This is a genomic window from Oceanobacillus caeni, from assembly GCF_019037185.1.
Lineage (GTDB): Bacteria > Bacillota > Bacilli > Bacillales > Amphibacillaceae > Oceanobacillus > Oceanobacillus caeni.
The window spans coordinates 1-16,709 of the sequence record NZ_JAHHXM010000054.1; the positions used below are offsets into that span (position 1 = coordinate 1).

Genomic DNA, 16,709 nt, shown 5'->3' on the forward strand with positions numbered 1-16,709 from the left:
CTATCTTTTTCTACTATAAGATTATCAAATGAATAGGACACTTTCTAAAATTGTCTACTTTACTGATACAATAACAACCACTCATGGACATTTGCTTGGAAAAAGAGGGAAATCTGTCCGTGATAACACGGTTAAAGTCCAACTAATACAGACACATCTAACCAAAAAAATAAGCGTGATACCCCACCAACTCTTTGTTGATAAAAGTATCACGCTTATTTTTCCAAGCCTTTTATTTATCTTCCCCAATAATACGAACTTCACGTTCCAACGCTACACCGAATTTGTCTTTTACTGTATGTTGAACAAAGTGAATTAATTCGATATATTCACTTGCAGTCGCATTATCGACATTTACGATAAATCCTGCATGTTTACGAGAGACCTGTGCCCCTCCTATTTGTTTACCTTGTAAATGACTATCTTGAATTAATTTACCTGCAAAATATCCAGGTGGGCGTTTAAATACACTTCCGCAAGATGGATATTCTAAAGGCTGTTTCGATTCACGCTTATACGTCAAATCATCCATAATTGCTTTAATTTCATCATATTTTCCATTCTTTAATGAAAATTCAGCTTCAAGGACAATGTACCCATTATCTGGGATATTACTTTTCCGATAAGTCAAATCTAACTCATCAGCTGCAACAGTATGTAATTCCCCTTCTTTTGTAACAACGACTGCACTTGTTAATACATCTTTAATTTCGCCACCATAAGCACCGGCATTCATATATAATGCTCCACCTACAGAACCTGGAATTCCACAGGCAAACTCCAGACCAGTTAGCTCCTCTTTTAAAGCGTGCCTAGAAACATCAATAATTCTTGCCCCACTTTGTGCAACAACGACATTTTCCTCTGTCTTAATTTCATTTAGCTTTTGTAAATTTAATACAATACCTCGAATCCCACCATCTTTTACAATTAAATTAGAACCATTTCCTAACAAAGTAAAAGTAGTGTTTTCACTGTTTGCAAGTTTTACAATATCTTGTACTTCTTTATAGTTTTCTGGAGTAACATAAAAATCTGCATTCCCACCTAATTTTGTATACGTATGATTCCTTAGTTCCTCATTTGCTAATACATTTTCTTTTGAAGTAATCTCGATTAGTTTATTATAAAGATGATGATTGATTTCCAACAAAATCATTCCTTTTATTTAATATATATGGAAGCATAACAATTCAGCTTATTAATCTTTTTATAAGAAAGGCCACGTCCGGCGACTAGCACTTCCGCTTTGCTCTTTACATTTCAACTATATGTTAAAAGTATTTAAAAAACCACCAAAGTATTTGGTGATTTTTTAAATAGATAATTTCCTTTTATATTGTAAGTCATTGTGACTCATCTTGCCACAAAAAAGAATGAATCATTTGATCAACTTTCTGACTTTCATGCAAATCACTATGTCCTAAATCATCATCCTGTATGATAACTTCTTTTAGTTGATTTTCTGGAACGATATTCCGAATCGTTTGGACACTTTCAGGATAAGCAACTAAATCTCCTGTACTACCGATGTTTAATACATCAACTGTTTGAGGAAATCCCCCTTGGTAAAGCATTCGGAGTGCTACTGAATTTGGTTTCAAATCATTTGCAGCTGCATCTTGATGCTTTTTAAAATATTCCTTATTATAAATCCCATCAAATGGACTTCCGATTGCAACTAATCGTCGAACATTAGGATAGTCTTCCGTATTATATTGCTGCATGTAATAAACGGAAATAATTCCCCCCATGGAATGTCCAACTAAATTAACTGTGTTTACATTATAATTCTCTTTCAAATGGCGTAATGCATCAGATAGCCATCTGGCACTATCCGAAAAATTAGCTCGATTATTTTGCAGTATAATTTGAACAAACATTTGATCGGCTTGTGCCCCATTTACTTTATAATCCAGGATTCGTCCATTTGAAGAAATAAAATAGACCAATCCTTTTTTCCCCCAACCATTCTTTTCAAAACGGTTAAGCATCGTATTAAAAGATTTAGCTGTCCCTTTGTACCCATGAATAAACACAGTTGGTATACTATTCGTTGTTTCTGACCTTGCTTTATTTGGGATATAAATATATGCAGTAATACCAGTTAGAAAAAGTATAAATAGAATGATACCGATAATTAGTCTGATTTTATTTTTCAAATTCTTCCCTCTTTAAGCGTGAGTTCAAAAGTACGATGAAAAAACCTAGGTCGGCTAAATGTGCAACGTCCTGGGGATCCGATTACTCGCCCCACCGTAAGCTATCGCCAACTAGAAACGTCGAAGTATCATTTTTACCGAACTTGTTGAACCCTTTCTCAAGTTGTATGATTTTGTAATGTTTTTTGTTTTAATATAAACCAAGTAAAATATGCAGCGATACATAATAAAAGTATTTTAACAAAGATTAACGGAACGACGAAGATAACGGTGTATAACATAGAAACCCAAATCATCGTAACACCAATCACCTTTGCCTTTAAAGGAATCCCTCTTCCTTCTCGGTAATCTAAAATATATTGGCCAAAGTGTTTATTTGTAATTAGCCAATGATAAAGTCTCTTTGAGCTACGGATATAACAAGCAGCTGCTAGTAAAAGTAATGGTGTTGTTGGTATTAAAGGTAAAAATATCCCTATAATACCTATTCCCAATGAAAGAGAACCTACAGTTATCAAAAATAGCTTTTTCACTGTTTGCATATTTTTACACCTACTAATTAAGCAATCGTACTCATTATAACACCATTAATAACTGTTTGATCTGTATGGTTTAGAACATTTTATGACATCTTATACGGATGTCCGTTTATTATGCGCGTTCAAAAAGGGGATGAAAAAGGACCGAGATCGGCTAAAAACGCAACGTCCTATTCATTTTCACCGGACCTTTTGCACAACCGCTTATCGTTTTATCTCAGTAATTGGATTAAAGATAGGTTGCCCATTTTTAAATGTAGCAATGTATTGAAAGCCAATGGATTCTAAGAGTTCCAGTGATTCTTTGAATTTGTATGCTAGCGTTGTTTCTAGATGAGAATCCGAACCTAATGTAATAATCTCTCCACCGCATTCTTTATATAGAGATAAGATATCCGGACTTGGCATTCCACCTTCAAGGCCATATCTATATCCTGAGGTATTTAATTCAATCCCTTTTCCTGCTGGAATAATTTCTGCAAAGATTTCTCGAATGACCTCATGAAAATGATGTTTACTTTTCTCGTTTGTATAACGCTTAACTAAGTCAAGGTGACCTAAAATATGAAAACCTTTAAAACGTTTGACACATTCTAGTAATTCCTCATAATAAATTTCGTATGCCTTATCAACTGTTTTATCTTTGAAAAAGTCTCCCGAATGAAGATCCTTTTCTTCCGTTGAGTGCATGGAACATATAACAAAATCAAAGGTTTCCTCTTGCATTAATTTTTCATATCTATCAAGCAACCGTGGTTCTACCCCGATTTCTACTCCTTTTTTAATACGAATTTTGCTGCGATATGTTTCTTGTAGTTCCTTTATCTTTTTATCATATTCTTTTAAGTCAAACTCAAAAATCCAATCTTTATCCGGATAATCGTAATCAATATGATCTGTAAAGCAAATTTCCTCTAAACCAATTTCGATTGCCTTTTCAACTGTCTTTTCCATTTCCGTATCACAGTCTGCGGAAAAATCACTATGTATATGATAATCAAACATGTAAAACGCTCCTTTTGTGCATTGACTTTTATTCTTATCTTCTTTATAATACAATATAACTTTAATTAGATAAAGTAATAAAGCAATAAAGCTTTTGGAATGTATATTTTTTTCAAATTGTATAACAGTTGAACTGTAGTTTGTTAAAACCTTTAACGAAAAGGAGAAGTCTTCATGCAGAGATACGTGATGGATAACAATAAAAATACAAATGTAAAAGACTTTCAAATAAGGGATGAACTTATTCAAAGCTTAAAAAACAGATTTTCTACCTATGGATATAAACAAGTTCGAACATCAACATTTGAATCCTATGACATGTACTCGAATATTATTGGAACCGTAAATAAGGATGAGATGATTAAAGTAATTGATTCTTCAGGGAAAGTATTAGTGCTAAGGCCAGATGTTACGATTCCATTAAATCGAATGACAACATTAAATGGTCTTCATCAAGATAATCAACGCGTATTCTATGTATTAGATGTGTTCCGCCAGTCTAAAGAACAGGCAGATCAAAAGGAAAGTACACAGGCTGGTGTGGAGTGTTTTGGTAACCAATCAGCCGAAACTGATTCCGAAATCATTATGATGGCTATACACACATTAAAAGATTTAGGTTTTCGAAATTTTAAATTAGAGGTTGGGCACGCCGGGTTTTTTAAAGAATTGATTCAGCAAACAACATTAACTTCACATCAGTTAGATGCTTTGCAATCACTCGTTCACTCAAAAAATTCAATTGAAATAGAACCATTTCTAACACAATTGGATATCAAGGAAGATGTAAGAAAGGCCATTCAATCCATCCCAATGCTTTATGGAGACCCGGAAGTAGTTATGGAACAGGCAAAATCCATTATCCAAAATGAATCCATGCAATCGATTCTGCAAAATCTTATTGATATTTATGAATTATTAAAAGCATACGGAGAAGAAAACTCCATTGTTTTAAACCTTGGCCTTATTAATAATATGAACTATTACTCAGGGGTTATATTCCAAGGATTTGTAGACAGTGTAGGTAAGCCTGTATTAATGGGTGGTAGATATGATCATTTAAGTGAACAATTCGGTCAACCTAATCCAGCTATTGGATTTGCCTTTGAGGTAGATTTATTAATTCACGCATTGCAACAACAAGGACTAACCAATAATCTTGGGGCGGTGGCGGATATGATTATTCAGTACGATCAAGAAGTACAAACAGAAGCACTTCGCTCAGCATATCTTCTACGCGACTATGGATATCAGGTACTTACCTACTCTACTAGTAGCGACATGATTAATAATAACTTAGAGGCGAAGTTCACTGCCCGATTTTCTTCTGAAGCTTATCTATTATATGGTCAAGGAACGAAACAATCTTTTTCCAATCAGGAAGAGCTAATGTCCTTGTTACAGAAGGAGGAGCTATAATTGGAACCTATTACACTAGCACTTGCAAAAGGAAGACCGGCTAAAAGCACCATAGAATTGTTAGAAAAAACCGGAGAGCATTTTGTTGAATTACATGAGGACAGCAGAAAACTTGTATTTTATAATGAAAACCAATCCATGAAGGTCATTTTCGTTAAAGCACTAGACGTTCCTACATATGTAGAAAAAGGAGCAGCAGACATCGGGATTGTCGGGAAAGATAACATTATGGAATCTCAAGCCGATGTTTATGAACTACTTGATTTGAAAATAGGAACATGTAAGTTTTCTGTTGCTGGAAAACCGAATCATGAAATAAAAAATAATCAGAAGTTAACTATTGCTACTAAATATCCAAATGTAACAAAGAAGCATTTTCAAACAAAAGACCAAGCAATTGAAATAGTGAAATTAAATGGGTCAGTAGAATTAGCACCTATTATTGGGTTATCTGATTACATCGTTGATATTGTTGAAACGGGTAGCACTCTAAAAGAAAACGGGCTAGTAGTATTAGAAGATATTGAAAATATTAGTACAAGATTAATCGTTAATAAAGCTAGTTTTGCAACAAAGGCAACAGAAGTTCAGAATTTTATTAATCAATTAAAATCAGCTATGGAGTGATATAGATGAAAATAATAACATCCGGGGAGTTTTTCACGGAGAAAAAAAACACCACCTCCACACAGATAAACGAAAAGCAACTAGACAATATAGTTTTAGATATCATTACACAAGTAAGGAAAGATAAGGATACCGCTTTATTCCGTTATACGGAGCATTTTGATAACGTTAAACTGGATAGCTTGCTCGTTTCGGAATCAGAATTCAAAGAAGCTAGAGAAAAAGTAGATACATCGTTTATCGAAGCAATTCAAGAAGCAAAACAAAATATTCGTACTTTCCACGAGGCTCAAAAAGAACAATCATGGTTTATGGAAAAGGAAAATGGGATCGTATTAGGCCAAAAAGTAACTCCACTTGAAAAAGTAGGCGTTTATATCCCTGGAGGAAAAGCTGCATACCCTTCTTCTATTTTAATGGATGTAATCCCAGCACAGATAGCTGGTGTGGAAAAAATCGTTATTACAACACCACCTCAACAAAATGGCAAAATCAGTCCATATGTACTTGTTGCTGCAGAGGAAGTTGGTGTGACTAGTATTTATAAAGTTGGTGGTGCACAAGCCATTGCCGCATTAGCTTATGGAACGGAATCGATTGAAAAAGTAGATAAAATAGTTGGTCCGGGAAATGCCTTTGTTGCAAGAGCGAAAAAATGGGTATACGGAGATGTTGCCATTGATATGATTGCAGGGCCTAGTGAAATTTGTGTAGTTGCAGATAAATCTGCCCCAGTAAATTATGTCGCTGCAGACTTACTTTCTCAAGCAGAACATGATGAATCAGCCAGCGCCATTTGTGTAACTACAAATAAGGAATTAGCGGAAGAAATTAAGATAGAGATAGAAAAACAACTTGAAACACTCGAAAGAAAAGCAATTACGGAAAAATCAATAGAACAAAACGGTCGAATTATTGTTGCAAATAATGAAGATGATGCATTCAAGGTGGTTAATGAAATTGCCCCAGAACATTTACAATTAATGATTCAAAACCCAACCGAAAAGGTTAATAAAGTAAAACATGCAGGAGCCATTTTCTTAGGTAATTATTCACCAGAACCATTAGGAGATTATTTTGCTGGTCCAAATCATACACTTCCTACTAGTGGTACAGCGAGATTTGCTTCTCCATTAGGTGTATATGACTTTGTGAAAAAATCAAGTATTATTCACTATTCACAGGAAGCATTATTAGAAGCAACGAACAAAATCACAAGCATTGCAAATGTGGAAGGATTTACTGCCCATGCAAATTCTATAGCAATACGTGATCAAAAAGGAGGATGAAAAGGACCGAGCAGTTCGAGGCGGCGTAGCTTTGAGCAGCGGAAAAGCAAGCCAACGAAGAAATGCGAAGTGTCATTTTCACCGGACTTTTTGAACAACCTATAACAATAAGAAAGGAACATCCAAATGCGTAGTGCAAAAATATCTAGAAAAACAAGTGAGACAGATATTCATTTAGAATTAAATATTGATGGAACTGGAAAACCAAATATTGAGTCAGGTGTAGGATTCTTCGATCATATGCTTATTCTTATGACAAAGCATGGATTATTTGACCTAGACGTGAAATGTCATGGTGATTTACAGGTTGATCAACATCATACAGTTGAAGATATTGGTATAGCTTTGGGACAGGCGTTTTTGGAATCATTAGGGACAAAGGAAGGAATAACTCGTTATGCGACAGTTACTACTCCAATGGATGAGGCCCTATCAACGGTATCGATCGATATTAGCGGACGTGCTTACCTCGTTTTTAATGTGGAAGGTCTTAAAGACAAAGTAGGGAATTTCGATACGGAACTCGTACAAGAGTTTTTTCAAGCTTTTGCTAGTAATGCTAAAGTAACCTTGCACATTAATCTTGCATACGGCGACAATACACACCATATGATTGAATCTATTTTTAAAGGATTTGGTCGTTGCCTTGATCAAGCAACATGGAAGAACCCTCGTATTCAAGGGATCCCATCTACAAAAGGCTCATTGTAACCACTAGAACAAGGGGGAAAACATTTTGATTGCAATCATCGACTACGATGCCGGAAATATTAAAAGTTTACAATTTGCATTAAATAAATTAAAAATAGAATCTGTATTAACAAAAGATCCCGAAACAATTAAAAACGCAAGCTCCATTATTCTTCCTGGTGTAGGCGCATTTAAAGATGCTATCGCCTCTTTAAATGAATTAGGAATGACTGAGGTTATTCGCAAAGAAGTTATTAATGGAAAGCCAATTTTAGGTATATGTCTTGGGATGCAATTATTTTATGAAACTAGTTATGAAGATGGGGAATGGGAAGGGATTGGTTTACTAAAAGGAAGTGTCAATCGAATTCCTGATATTGTTAAAGTGCCTCATATGGGTTGGAATACCATACAGAAGCATCAAGAGAGTCCTTTATTTCATAACATTTCTGAGGACCCCTTTGTATACTTTGTTCATTCCTATGCAATTGGCGGTAATTATGAAAAAGATACCCTTGTATCAAGTTCCCAATACGGAATAACAATCCCAGCGATTGTACAAAAAGGAAATGTGACAGGTATGCAATTCCACCCCGAAAAAAGTGGTGATGTTGGGCTTCAATTATTAAAAAATTACGAGGAGATGATTTCATGATCTTGTTTCCAGCAATAGATATTCGTGGTGGAAAATGTGTCCGCCTAACACAAGGAGATTATAACCAAGAGAAGGTATACAGTGACGCTCCAGAAAAGATGGCACAAGCATGGCAAGAAAAGGGAGCAAAATTCTTACATGTGGTTGACTTAGATGGTGCCAAGACCGGGGATTCTATGAATCAATCTGTCATTAAATCCATTGCAGATCTAGTAAATATTCCTGTTCAAGTAGGTGGAGGAATTCGCTCTATGGAAGTAATCGAGAAATACATAACTGCTGGAGTGAACCGTGTCATTATTGGAACAGCTGCCATTAATCATAAGGAGTTTTTAAATGAAGCTGTATCTACATACGGTGATAGAATTGCAGTGTCTATCGATGCAAGAAATGGTTTTGTAGCAACAGATGGTTGGACAAGAGGAAGCAATATAAAAGCTACAGACCTAGTAAAAGAATTGGAATCTATCGGTGTGAAGACTATCGTTTACACCGATATTCTAAAAGATGGAATGTTAAAAGGACCTAACTTCGAGGAACTTCAAACTATTAATGAAATTACAACAATGGATGTAATCGCCTCTGGTGGGGTATCAACAAAAGAAGACATTCAAAGATTAGGTGATCTAAATATGTATGGTGCCATTATCGGTAAAGCATTATATGATGGCACGTTGAAATTTGAAGAAGCATTGGAGGCGGACAGTAGTGTTAGCTAAACGTATCATCCCATGCTTAGACGTTGATAAAGGCCGTGTTGTAAAGGGGAAAAAATTTAAAGATATTCAAGATGTCGCAGATCCTGTTGAACTAGCAAAACGCTACAATGACGCCGGGGCCGATGAATTAGTATTCTATGATATTACTGCCTCCAACGAAGAAAGAGATATTTTTCTAGATGTTGTGGAAAAGGTTGCTCGCGAAATATCTATTCCCTTTGCAGTTGGTGGAGGTATTCGCTCAATTGACGATATCAATAGCGTCTTACGTTCAGGCGCTGAAAAGGTTTCGATCAACAGCGCTGCCATTAGCAATCCCGAATTAATTCGAGAAGCAGCAGCAAAGTTTGGCAACCAATGTATTGTACTTTCTATCGATGCAAAAGAAACGGCATCAGGAAAATGGGAAGTAGTCATTAATGGCGGACGCAAATATACAGGTATCGATGCAGTAGAATGGGCGAAAAAAGGCGAAGAGCTAGGAGCCGGCGAAATCGTTGTGAATGCGATTGATACGGATGGAGAGAAAAATGGTTATAACTTAGAATTAACCAAAGCTATTGCTGATGCTGTTAATATTCCAATTGTTGCTAGCGGTGGCGCTGGTACACTTGAGCATTTTTCAACCGTACTGAAGGAAGCCAATGCTGACGCAGCTTTAGCAGCATCTGTATTCCACTACGAGGAAATTCCTATACCCAAACTAAAAGCTTATTTAGATAAAGAAAATATTACTGTTAGGAGGTAAACTAGTGGAAATAAACATCGAGAACTTATCCTTTGACCAAAATGGACTTATTCCAGCAATCGTTCAAGATGCCGGGACCGGAAACGTATTAACATTAGCTTATATGAATAGAGAATCCCTACAAAAAACAATAGAAACAAACGAAACATGGTTCTTCTCACGCAGTAGACAAGAACTTTGGAATAAAGGAGAAACTTCAGGTAATAAACAAAAAATCAATAAAATAAGTTATGATTGTGACGCAGATGCTCTCTTAGTTCAAGTAACACCGCTTGGCCCTGCATGTCATAAAGGAGAAGAAACTTGCTTCCACAATGATTTATATGAGAACGAAGCCCCATCGCAGGATATCATTCCTCAAGTTGTGGCGAAAATAAAAGAACGTCGTGAAAATCCTATAGATGGTTCCTATACAAATTATTTATTCAACGAAGGATTAGATAAAATCCTCAAGAAAATTGGCGAAGAATCAACCGAAGTAATTATCGGCGCGAAAAATAATGATAAACAAGAAATAACAAATGAAATTGCAGATTTAACATACCATACGCTTGTTCTAATGGAGTTACTCCATGTGTCTATTAAAGATATTAAAGACGAATTAAAGAATAGACACGTAGAAACAGATAAGAAAAATAAATTATAGAAAAAAACATCTCCTTGTGAGATGTTTTTTTGGAAAGTATTATATTAGCTCCTCGATTTCCGTTTTTTCTTTTAGTTCTGTTAATCGAGATTTCAGTTGTTTTCTTTGCTTTTCCGTATGAAGAAATGATTTAATATTATCCTTTACTTCTTCTAGCTCAGGGATTTCTTTATTTTTCTCTTTTAATTGCTTATAATATTCCTCTACTTCTTTGTCTGTAACTTCAACATCAAATTCATGGTTCATATATTTTTCTGTTGTTAAATCTTCTAATAGTTGGTGTTCAAAGTCTTTTTCATTCATATTAAGTTGTTCCAAAATAGTAGAAAACTGATCTCCAGTTTCTTTCTTGATTGATTCCAACTCTTTGCTTGCCTCTTCTTCTTTAACTTCAATCCCCTTCTCTGACGCTTCTTGATTAATTAATTCCTGTTCAATAAGGGCCGTTAGTGTCCTTTCTTTTATCACATCTAAATCACTAACATCCTGACCATTCTGGTACATGATTGTTTTAATTTGTTTATATACTTGATTGTATTTTTTACCTTCTAACTCTTGTCCATCTACATTCACAACAGGAGTCTTATCATCTACTATTTCTTCATCCGTAAATTCCGGTTGTTCTTGTGCCGCTTCTTCTGTTTCTTTTTTCTCTGTTTTATCATTATTTCCACATGCAGCTAAAAATAATAATAAGCAAGAGATAAATAAAACTAGCCCTTTTTTAGTCATGGCATTCCCTCACTTTTTCTTGATCTTACTCCATTCAAACATAAGTTACGGCGTTTTTTCAAGTTGTACCGTATAATACAAAAACAGGATGGGGATCCCCATCCTGTTAAATTATTTTATCGTTGCATCTATTTCTTTAACCATTTCTGCTACAGATTGAAGTCCTCCACCTGATAAATACCAGTAGTCTGGATCAAGATAATAGATATTATCATTTTTAAAGGCTTTTGTATTTTCTACAAGTTGATTCTCTACAAGTTGTTTTGCGGAGGATTCCCCACCAACAACTGCTCCCCTGTCAATTACATATAATAAATCAGGGTCTTGTTCCATTACATATTCAAACGAGACGTTCATTCCATGTGTAGAAGCTTCGATAGATTCATCGACTGGCTTTACACCAAATACATCATGAATAAGTCCAAAGCGAGAGTTTGTTCCATATGCACTTATCTTATCATCATTTGCTAGTATAATAAGAGCATTCTTGTCACTTGCAGATGCCTTTTCATGTAATGCGGCAATAGATTCATCAATATCTGCAAGTCCACTTTCTATTTCTTCTTGTTTGTCAAAAATGTCACCAACCATATTCATATTTTCTTTAAAAGAATCCATGTATCTTGTTGTGTCAACACCAAGATGAATCGTTGGAGCAATTTCTGAAAACTGATCATATAGCTCTGCTTGACGACCAGAAATAATAATTAAATCCGGATTAATTTCAGCAATTTTTTCAAAGTCTGGTTCCTTTAATCCTCCCACATTTTCATATTCGTCAGAAGCATATTTTTCCAAATAGCTAGGAATAGTGCCAGATTGCGGTACGCCTGCAACATTAACACCTAATTTATCTAGGGTATCTAAAATCCCAAAGTCAAAAACAACAACTTTTTGCGGATTCTTTGGTACTTCCGTTTCATCTAATTCATGTTTAACGGTAATGGTTTCTGGTGATGTATTCTCTTTTTCTACATCTGAACTACCTTCATTTTCCTCTGTTGAACCACAAGCCGCTGTAAAAAGTAAAATTGCTGCAATGAAAAGAACATAAATGGACTTTTTCATACTTCTTCCCCTTTATCTATTAAATTTTTTTAATTCCATGCTGCATGTTATATAAAAAGGTATGTACACTATTCTTATGATCTGAGCGCTTTAAACTAAAGGATTCGTTAGGCCTTTACGAATGCTTCAGTTGCGCCTGTCAGTCATACAGAAGTTATAAAAGCTTTATCTGTTTACGTAAACAAAAAAGTAAGTTACAATTATATTAGGTTAGTTTCCTGTATAATGTCATTAGTTTTTTTACCATGACATTATATGGGATTTTTTTTATCTTTAAAAAACGAGTTACATTCACTTTTTATACATCGCATGCAGCATTTCACTTAAAACGAGATTAAGAATGGCAGTAAGAAAGGAAAACCTTCCTACCGCTTAGTAATAAACGCAAATCCTGCGATTATCAATTTCTTTAATATCAATATCCATATCATATAAATCTTTAAGAACACATTTATCAATGACATCACATGCTCTACCTTGTTTCATTACCTTTCCATCCTTTAACGCAACGATGTTATCAGAATAACAAGAAGCAAAGTTTATATCGTGAATAACGATTAATATCGTTTTACTCATTTCGTCTACAAGTTTACGTAACGTCTTCATAATTTGAGTAGATGCACGCATATCCAAATTATTTAATGGCTCATCGAGAAGAATATATTCCGTATCTTGGGCAATAACCATCGCAATATGCGCACGTTGCCTTTGACCACCACTTAATTCTTCTAAAAATTTGTCCTGCATATCTTGAAGTTCCATATACTCAATTGCTTCATCTACCTTACCCCAGTCTTCCTTTGTTAACTTCCCTTGTGAATACGGAAATCGTCCAAAGGAAACGAGCTCACGAACCGTTAATTTTAAATTAATGGCATTCGATTGTTTCAAAATAGATATTTTCTTAGCAAGATCATTATTTTTCGCTTGAAAGATATCCTTTCCATCAATCGTAATATCCCCATTATCCTTTGCAATTAATCGACTGATCATAGAAATTAACGTACTTTTCCCTGCACCATTCGGACCAATAAAGGAAGTAATGGTTCCCTTGTCAATCGTCAAAGAAACATCTTCAATTACCGGCTTATTATTATACGCCTTGAATACATTTTTCAAATCTACCATGATCTATTCTCCTTTAACAAAAGATATATAAAGTACACGCCACCTACAAAATTAATGATGACACTTAATGTTGTGTTAAACGTAAATATCTTCTCAACTATAAACTGTCCACCAACTAAAGCTATGATACTAAGGAATATACTTCCCAGAAGTATGTATAAATGGCGGAAGGTTTTCATCATTTCATACGTTACGTTTACTACGAGTAATCCTAGGAAAGTGATTGGTCCAGTTAGTGCTGTAGCTACGGAAATTAGTATGGCAACAACGATTAATAGTCGCTTTACAACATAATCATAAGGAACACCTAAATTCACAGCTTGATCTTTTCCCAAGGATAAAACATCCAAGTATTTATAAAAACGTGAAAAGTAAATTAAGACTAATCCAATAAGCACCACAGATAACCAAACTAAGTCTGTATGAACATTGTTAATACTTGCAAACATGGCATCCTGTGCAACCATAAATTCATTTGGATCAATGAGAACTTGCATAAAATCAGTAAAGCTATTGAAGAAAGTTCCTAATATCATCCCTATTAATAGTAGGAAGTAAATATTATTCTTCTCACCTTTAAAAAGAAATTGGTAAAGCAATAAGGAAAACAAAACCATCAATACAATGGAAATTAAATAATTAATACTGCTTTCCATCATGACAATGGAATTGGAACCAAATATAAATATGATAACGGTTTGTAATAATAGATAGAGAGAATCTAGCCCTAATACACTCGGTGTTAGAATTCTGTTATTCGTTATGGTCATAAATATCGTAGTGGAAAAAGCAATTGCTCCACCCGTTATAATGATAGCAATAAGTTTAATGGCTCGTTTTGGCAAAATATAGCCAATGTTTCCACGTAAATCATAAAATATATACAAACATGCTAGTGCTAATGCGACAATGCCTAGGATGATAGTCTTTTTCTTATAGCCCATATTTCTTTCTCCTTAGAAGTAGGTAGATAAAGATTCCACTTCCGATAACTCCTACTGTTAAACTAATCGGAATCTCATACGGATAAATAACGATCCTACCTATTATATCGCAAAATAGAACAAATACAGCACCTAGCAACGCCGTGTGAGCTAACGTATTCTTTAAATGATCTCCTTGGTAAATGGTTACAATATTGGGGATGATTAGTCCAAGAAACGGAATAACACCGACCGTCAATACAACGGACGAAGTAACCAATGCACTAATCGAGAGCCCTAGGTTAACGACTTGACGATAGTTCAGACCTAAATTCTTTGAAAAGTCCTCCCCCATTCCCGCGATAGTAAATTTGTTAGCAAAGATATATGCTAATATCAAACCAGGAATACTTACATACATCATTTCATAATTTCCACTCATAATCATGGAAAAGTCTCCTTGCATCCAGGAAGACATATTTTGAATGAGATCATTTTGATAAGCAAAAAACATGGAAACAGAACTAATTATATTACCAAACATCAACCCTACTAATGGGATGAATATGGCATCTTTAAATTTAATCTTGTCAAGTATCTTCATAAAGATGAAGGTACCTGCTAGTGCAAATGCAAAAGATACAAGCATTTTCTGAAACGGAGCAGCCGATGTAAAGACCATCATCGATACCAGGATACCTAGTCTCGCTGAATCCATCGTACCTGCTGTTGTTGGTGATACAAATTTATTTCTACTTAATTGTTGCATAATTAAACCAACAATACTCATACTAGCACCAGCAATGACAATACTTATCAAACGCGGGATTCTACTAACCAACAATACCTGTTGTTGTTCTTCGCTTAAGTTAAAAAGAGATAATGGTGAAATATCGGTGACACCAATAAATAGAGATATCACTGAAAATATAATTACTGCTAATACTAAGTATCGTATCTTCATAAAATGTCCTTCTCTGTATAATTCTCCCGCAAATTTAGCGGTACCTTTATACTCCCCAAAAATATTTTCATTATTTTCATAGTGCTAATTGAGGTTGTTCAAAAAGTCCGGTGAAAATGACACTTCGCATTTCTCACGAATGCTTGCTTTTCCGTTCCTTGGAAAAGAAAACCACTTTTCCGGCGTGCAAGAGCGTCTGCTCACGTATTAACTGCATACGTTCCGCTACTCAAAGCTACGCCGCCCCGAACTGCTCGGTCCTTTTCATCCTCCTTTTTGAACCACTAATAAGAATAATTATTACCTTTTATACATTCTAATTAAGAATGAGATTCATTATCAATTAGCTTCTCAACTATAAGTATAACAGATTTGTAGGCGTAGTCAATAACAACAATCCTTAAAAATATGGAAATTAAAAAACATGCTACCAGCTTCACTGTAGGTAGCATGTTTTAAGTGTTTCACGTCCAGCTTCAGCGTCCAAGGATTAGCAGACTTTCCTAACCAGGCGCTTGCGCTTTTGTTTTTTACTTTTCAATGTCGCATCCTTCATCCGTACAATATGATGTTTCTGATTTACTAGGATTTAACGTTTGTAAGATTGGTTTTTCACGTTCTTCTTCCCATACTTGATTTAATACTTGTGTAAATACCTCTTCAGGTTGTGCACCAGAAACAGCGTATTTTTCGTTAAATACAAAGAACGGTACACCTTGTACACCGATTTGATGAGCCACATTGATATCTTCACGAACCGCTCTAGCATAACGATTAGATTCTAATATATCCCTTACTTCTTCTTTGTCTAATCCAACTTCCCCGGCAAGAGAAATAAGGGTTTCAAAATCACTCATTAATTTAGATTCCGTGAAGTAAGCATGAAGAAAGCGTTCCGTAATTTCCTTTGCTTTTCCTTTTTCTTCCGCATATTTCGCAACTCGATGCGCGTCAAACGTATTCGCATATTTCATCGTGTCAAAATGATATGTTAACCCGACAGCTTTTGCTTGTTCACCAACTTGTTGGTTCATCGTCTTCACTTGTTCCAACGGTATCCCTTTTAATTCCGAAAATGTTTCATAAAAGTCTTTACCCGGAATGTGCTTGGCATTCGGATCTAATTGATAACTCTTATATTCCACAACAACTTTATCTTTGTTTTCAAAGTTCTCCAGCGCATGTTCCAGTCTTCTTTTACCAATATAGCAAAATGGACAAACAAAGTCAGACCAAACTTCAATTTTCATACCATCCACCGCCTTATTCAAATATTGTAGCACAGCTATACTTGATAAAAAAACGATGTGCCTATCCTAGTATGTGTCAAGTTTTTCTCGGTGTGTCTTTCACACCAATATTTCCGGCACTCTATTTTTGTACACTTTTTCGGCT

General features: G+C 35.1%; 18 protein-coding genes. 8 read left to right on the forward strand and 10 right to left on the reverse strand.

What is annotated here, in order from left to right:
- Positions 1-232: 232 nt before the first annotated feature.
- From murB to KM885_RS16965, 4 genes are all read right to left on the reverse strand, one after another.
- Positions 233-1,150, reverse strand: a complete 918-nt coding sequence (gene murB, locus KM885_RS16950) for a UDP-N-acetylmuramate dehydrogenase (protein WP_060667821.1) — start codon at positions 1,148-1,150, stop codon at positions 233-235.
- A 196-nt stretch (positions 1,151-1,346) separates the two neighbouring features.
- Positions 1,347-2,162: an alpha/beta fold hydrolase gene (locus tag KM885_RS16955; protein ID WP_216884296.1), complete on the reverse strand. Its 816-nt coding sequence runs from the start codon at positions 2,160-2,162 to the stop codon at positions 1,347-1,349.
- A 158-nt stretch (positions 2,163-2,320) separates the two neighbouring features.
- Positions 2,321-2,704, reverse strand: a complete 384-nt coding sequence (locus KM885_RS16960) for a YbaN family protein (RefSeq protein WP_047184950.1) — start codon at positions 2,702-2,704, stop codon at positions 2,321-2,323.
- 201 nt (positions 2,705-2,905) lie between these two features.
- Positions 2,906-3,706 (reverse strand): histidinol-phosphatase HisJ family protein, encoded by an 801-nt coding sequence (locus KM885_RS16965; protein ID WP_047184949.1) that lies wholly within the window; start codon positions 3,704-3,706, stop codon positions 2,906-2,908.
- A gap of 174 nt (positions 3,707-3,880) precedes the next feature.
- Between KM885_RS16965 and hisZ the strand changes: the two genes are divergently transcribed.
- The 8 genes from hisZ (at position 3,881) to hisIE (ending at position 10,499) form a co-directional block, all read left to right on the forward strand.
- The gene (gene hisZ, locus KM885_RS16970) at positions 3,881-5,125 is read left to right on the forward strand and encodes an ATP phosphoribosyltransferase regulatory subunit (protein WP_047184948.1); all 1,245 of its coding nucleotides are present in this window, start codon (positions 3,881-3,883) and stop codon (positions 5,123-5,125) included.
- Positions 5,126-5,752, forward strand: coding sequence for an ATP phosphoribosyltransferase (gene hisG / locus KM885_RS16975; protein WP_047184947.1), 627 nt, complete (start codon positions 5,126-5,128; stop codon positions 5,750-5,752).
- Positions 5,753-5,757: 5 nt separating this feature from the next.
- Positions 5,758-7,041 carry a histidinol dehydrogenase gene (hisD, locus tag KM885_RS16980; protein WP_216884297.1) on the forward strand — a complete coding sequence of 428 codons (1,284 nt, stop codon included), beginning with the start codon at positions 5,758-5,760 and terminating at the stop codon, positions 7,039-7,041.
- Positions 7,042-7,167: 126 nt separating this feature from the next.
- Entirely contained in the window at positions 7,168-7,752 is a 585-nt protein-coding gene (gene hisB / locus KM885_RS16985) for an imidazoleglycerol-phosphate dehydratase HisB (protein WP_204798264.1), read from the forward strand.
- 25 nt (positions 7,753-7,777) lie between these two features.
- Positions 7,778-8,386 (forward strand): imidazole glycerol phosphate synthase subunit HisH, encoded by a 609-nt coding sequence (gene hisH / locus KM885_RS16990; protein ID WP_204798265.1) that lies wholly within the window; start codon positions 7,778-7,780, stop codon positions 8,384-8,386.
- A complete protein-coding gene (gene hisA / locus KM885_RS16995; RefSeq protein WP_204798266.1) occupies positions 8,383-9,105 on the forward strand; it encodes a 1-(5-phosphoribosyl)-5-[(5-phosphoribosylamino)methylideneamino]imidazole-4-carboxamide isomerase in 723 nt (240 codons plus the stop codon). Before hisH ends, hisA begins: the two co-directional genes overlap by 4 nt.
- Positions 9,095-9,853, forward strand: coding sequence for an imidazole glycerol phosphate synthase subunit HisF (gene hisF / locus KM885_RS17000; protein WP_204798267.1), 759 nt, complete (start codon positions 9,095-9,097; stop codon positions 9,851-9,853). Before hisA ends, hisF begins: the two co-directional genes overlap by 11 nt.
- 4 nt (positions 9,854-9,857) lie before the next feature.
- Entirely contained in the window at positions 9,858-10,499 is a 642-nt protein-coding gene (gene hisIE / locus KM885_RS17005; RefSeq protein WP_216884298.1) for a bifunctional phosphoribosyl-AMP cyclohydrolase/phosphoribosyl-ATP diphosphatase HisIE, read from the forward strand.
- A gap of 39 nt (positions 10,500-10,538) precedes the next feature.
- Here the strand turns inward: hisIE and KM885_RS17010 are convergent, their stop codons facing one another.
- The 6 genes from KM885_RS17010 to KM885_RS17035 form a co-directional block, all read right to left on the reverse strand.
- Positions 10,539-11,231, reverse strand: coding sequence for a SurA N-terminal domain-containing protein (locus KM885_RS17010; protein WP_060667815.1), 693 nt, complete (start codon positions 11,229-11,231; stop codon positions 10,539-10,541).
- A gap of 111 nt (positions 11,232-11,342) precedes the next feature.
- Entirely contained in the window at positions 11,343-12,299 is a 957-nt protein-coding gene (locus KM885_RS17015) for a siderophore ABC transporter substrate-binding protein (protein WP_047184940.1), read from the reverse strand.
- 372 nt (positions 12,300-12,671) lie between these two features.
- Complete coding sequence (locus KM885_RS17020; RefSeq protein ID WP_047184939.1) at positions 12,672-13,427, reverse strand: iron ABC transporter ATP-binding protein; 756 nt, start codon at positions 13,425-13,427, stop codon at positions 12,672-12,674.
- Positions 13,421-14,371, reverse strand: coding sequence for an iron chelate uptake ABC transporter family permease subunit (locus tag KM885_RS17025; RefSeq protein WP_047184938.1), 951 nt, complete (start codon positions 14,369-14,371; stop codon positions 13,421-13,423). The genes KM885_RS17020 and KM885_RS17025 overlap by 7 nt, the downstream gene beginning before the upstream one ends.
- Complete coding sequence (locus KM885_RS17030) at positions 14,361-15,314, reverse strand: ABC transporter permease (protein WP_047184937.1); 954 nt, start codon at positions 15,312-15,314, stop codon at positions 14,361-14,363. Before KM885_RS17030 ends, KM885_RS17025 begins: the two co-directional genes overlap by 11 nt.
- Before the next feature lie 530 nt (positions 15,315-15,844).
- Complete coding sequence (locus KM885_RS17035; RefSeq protein WP_060667813.1) at positions 15,845-16,564, reverse strand: DsbA family oxidoreductase; 720 nt, start codon at positions 16,562-16,564, stop codon at positions 15,845-15,847.
- Between the last annotated feature and the right edge of the window lie 145 nt (positions 16,565-16,709).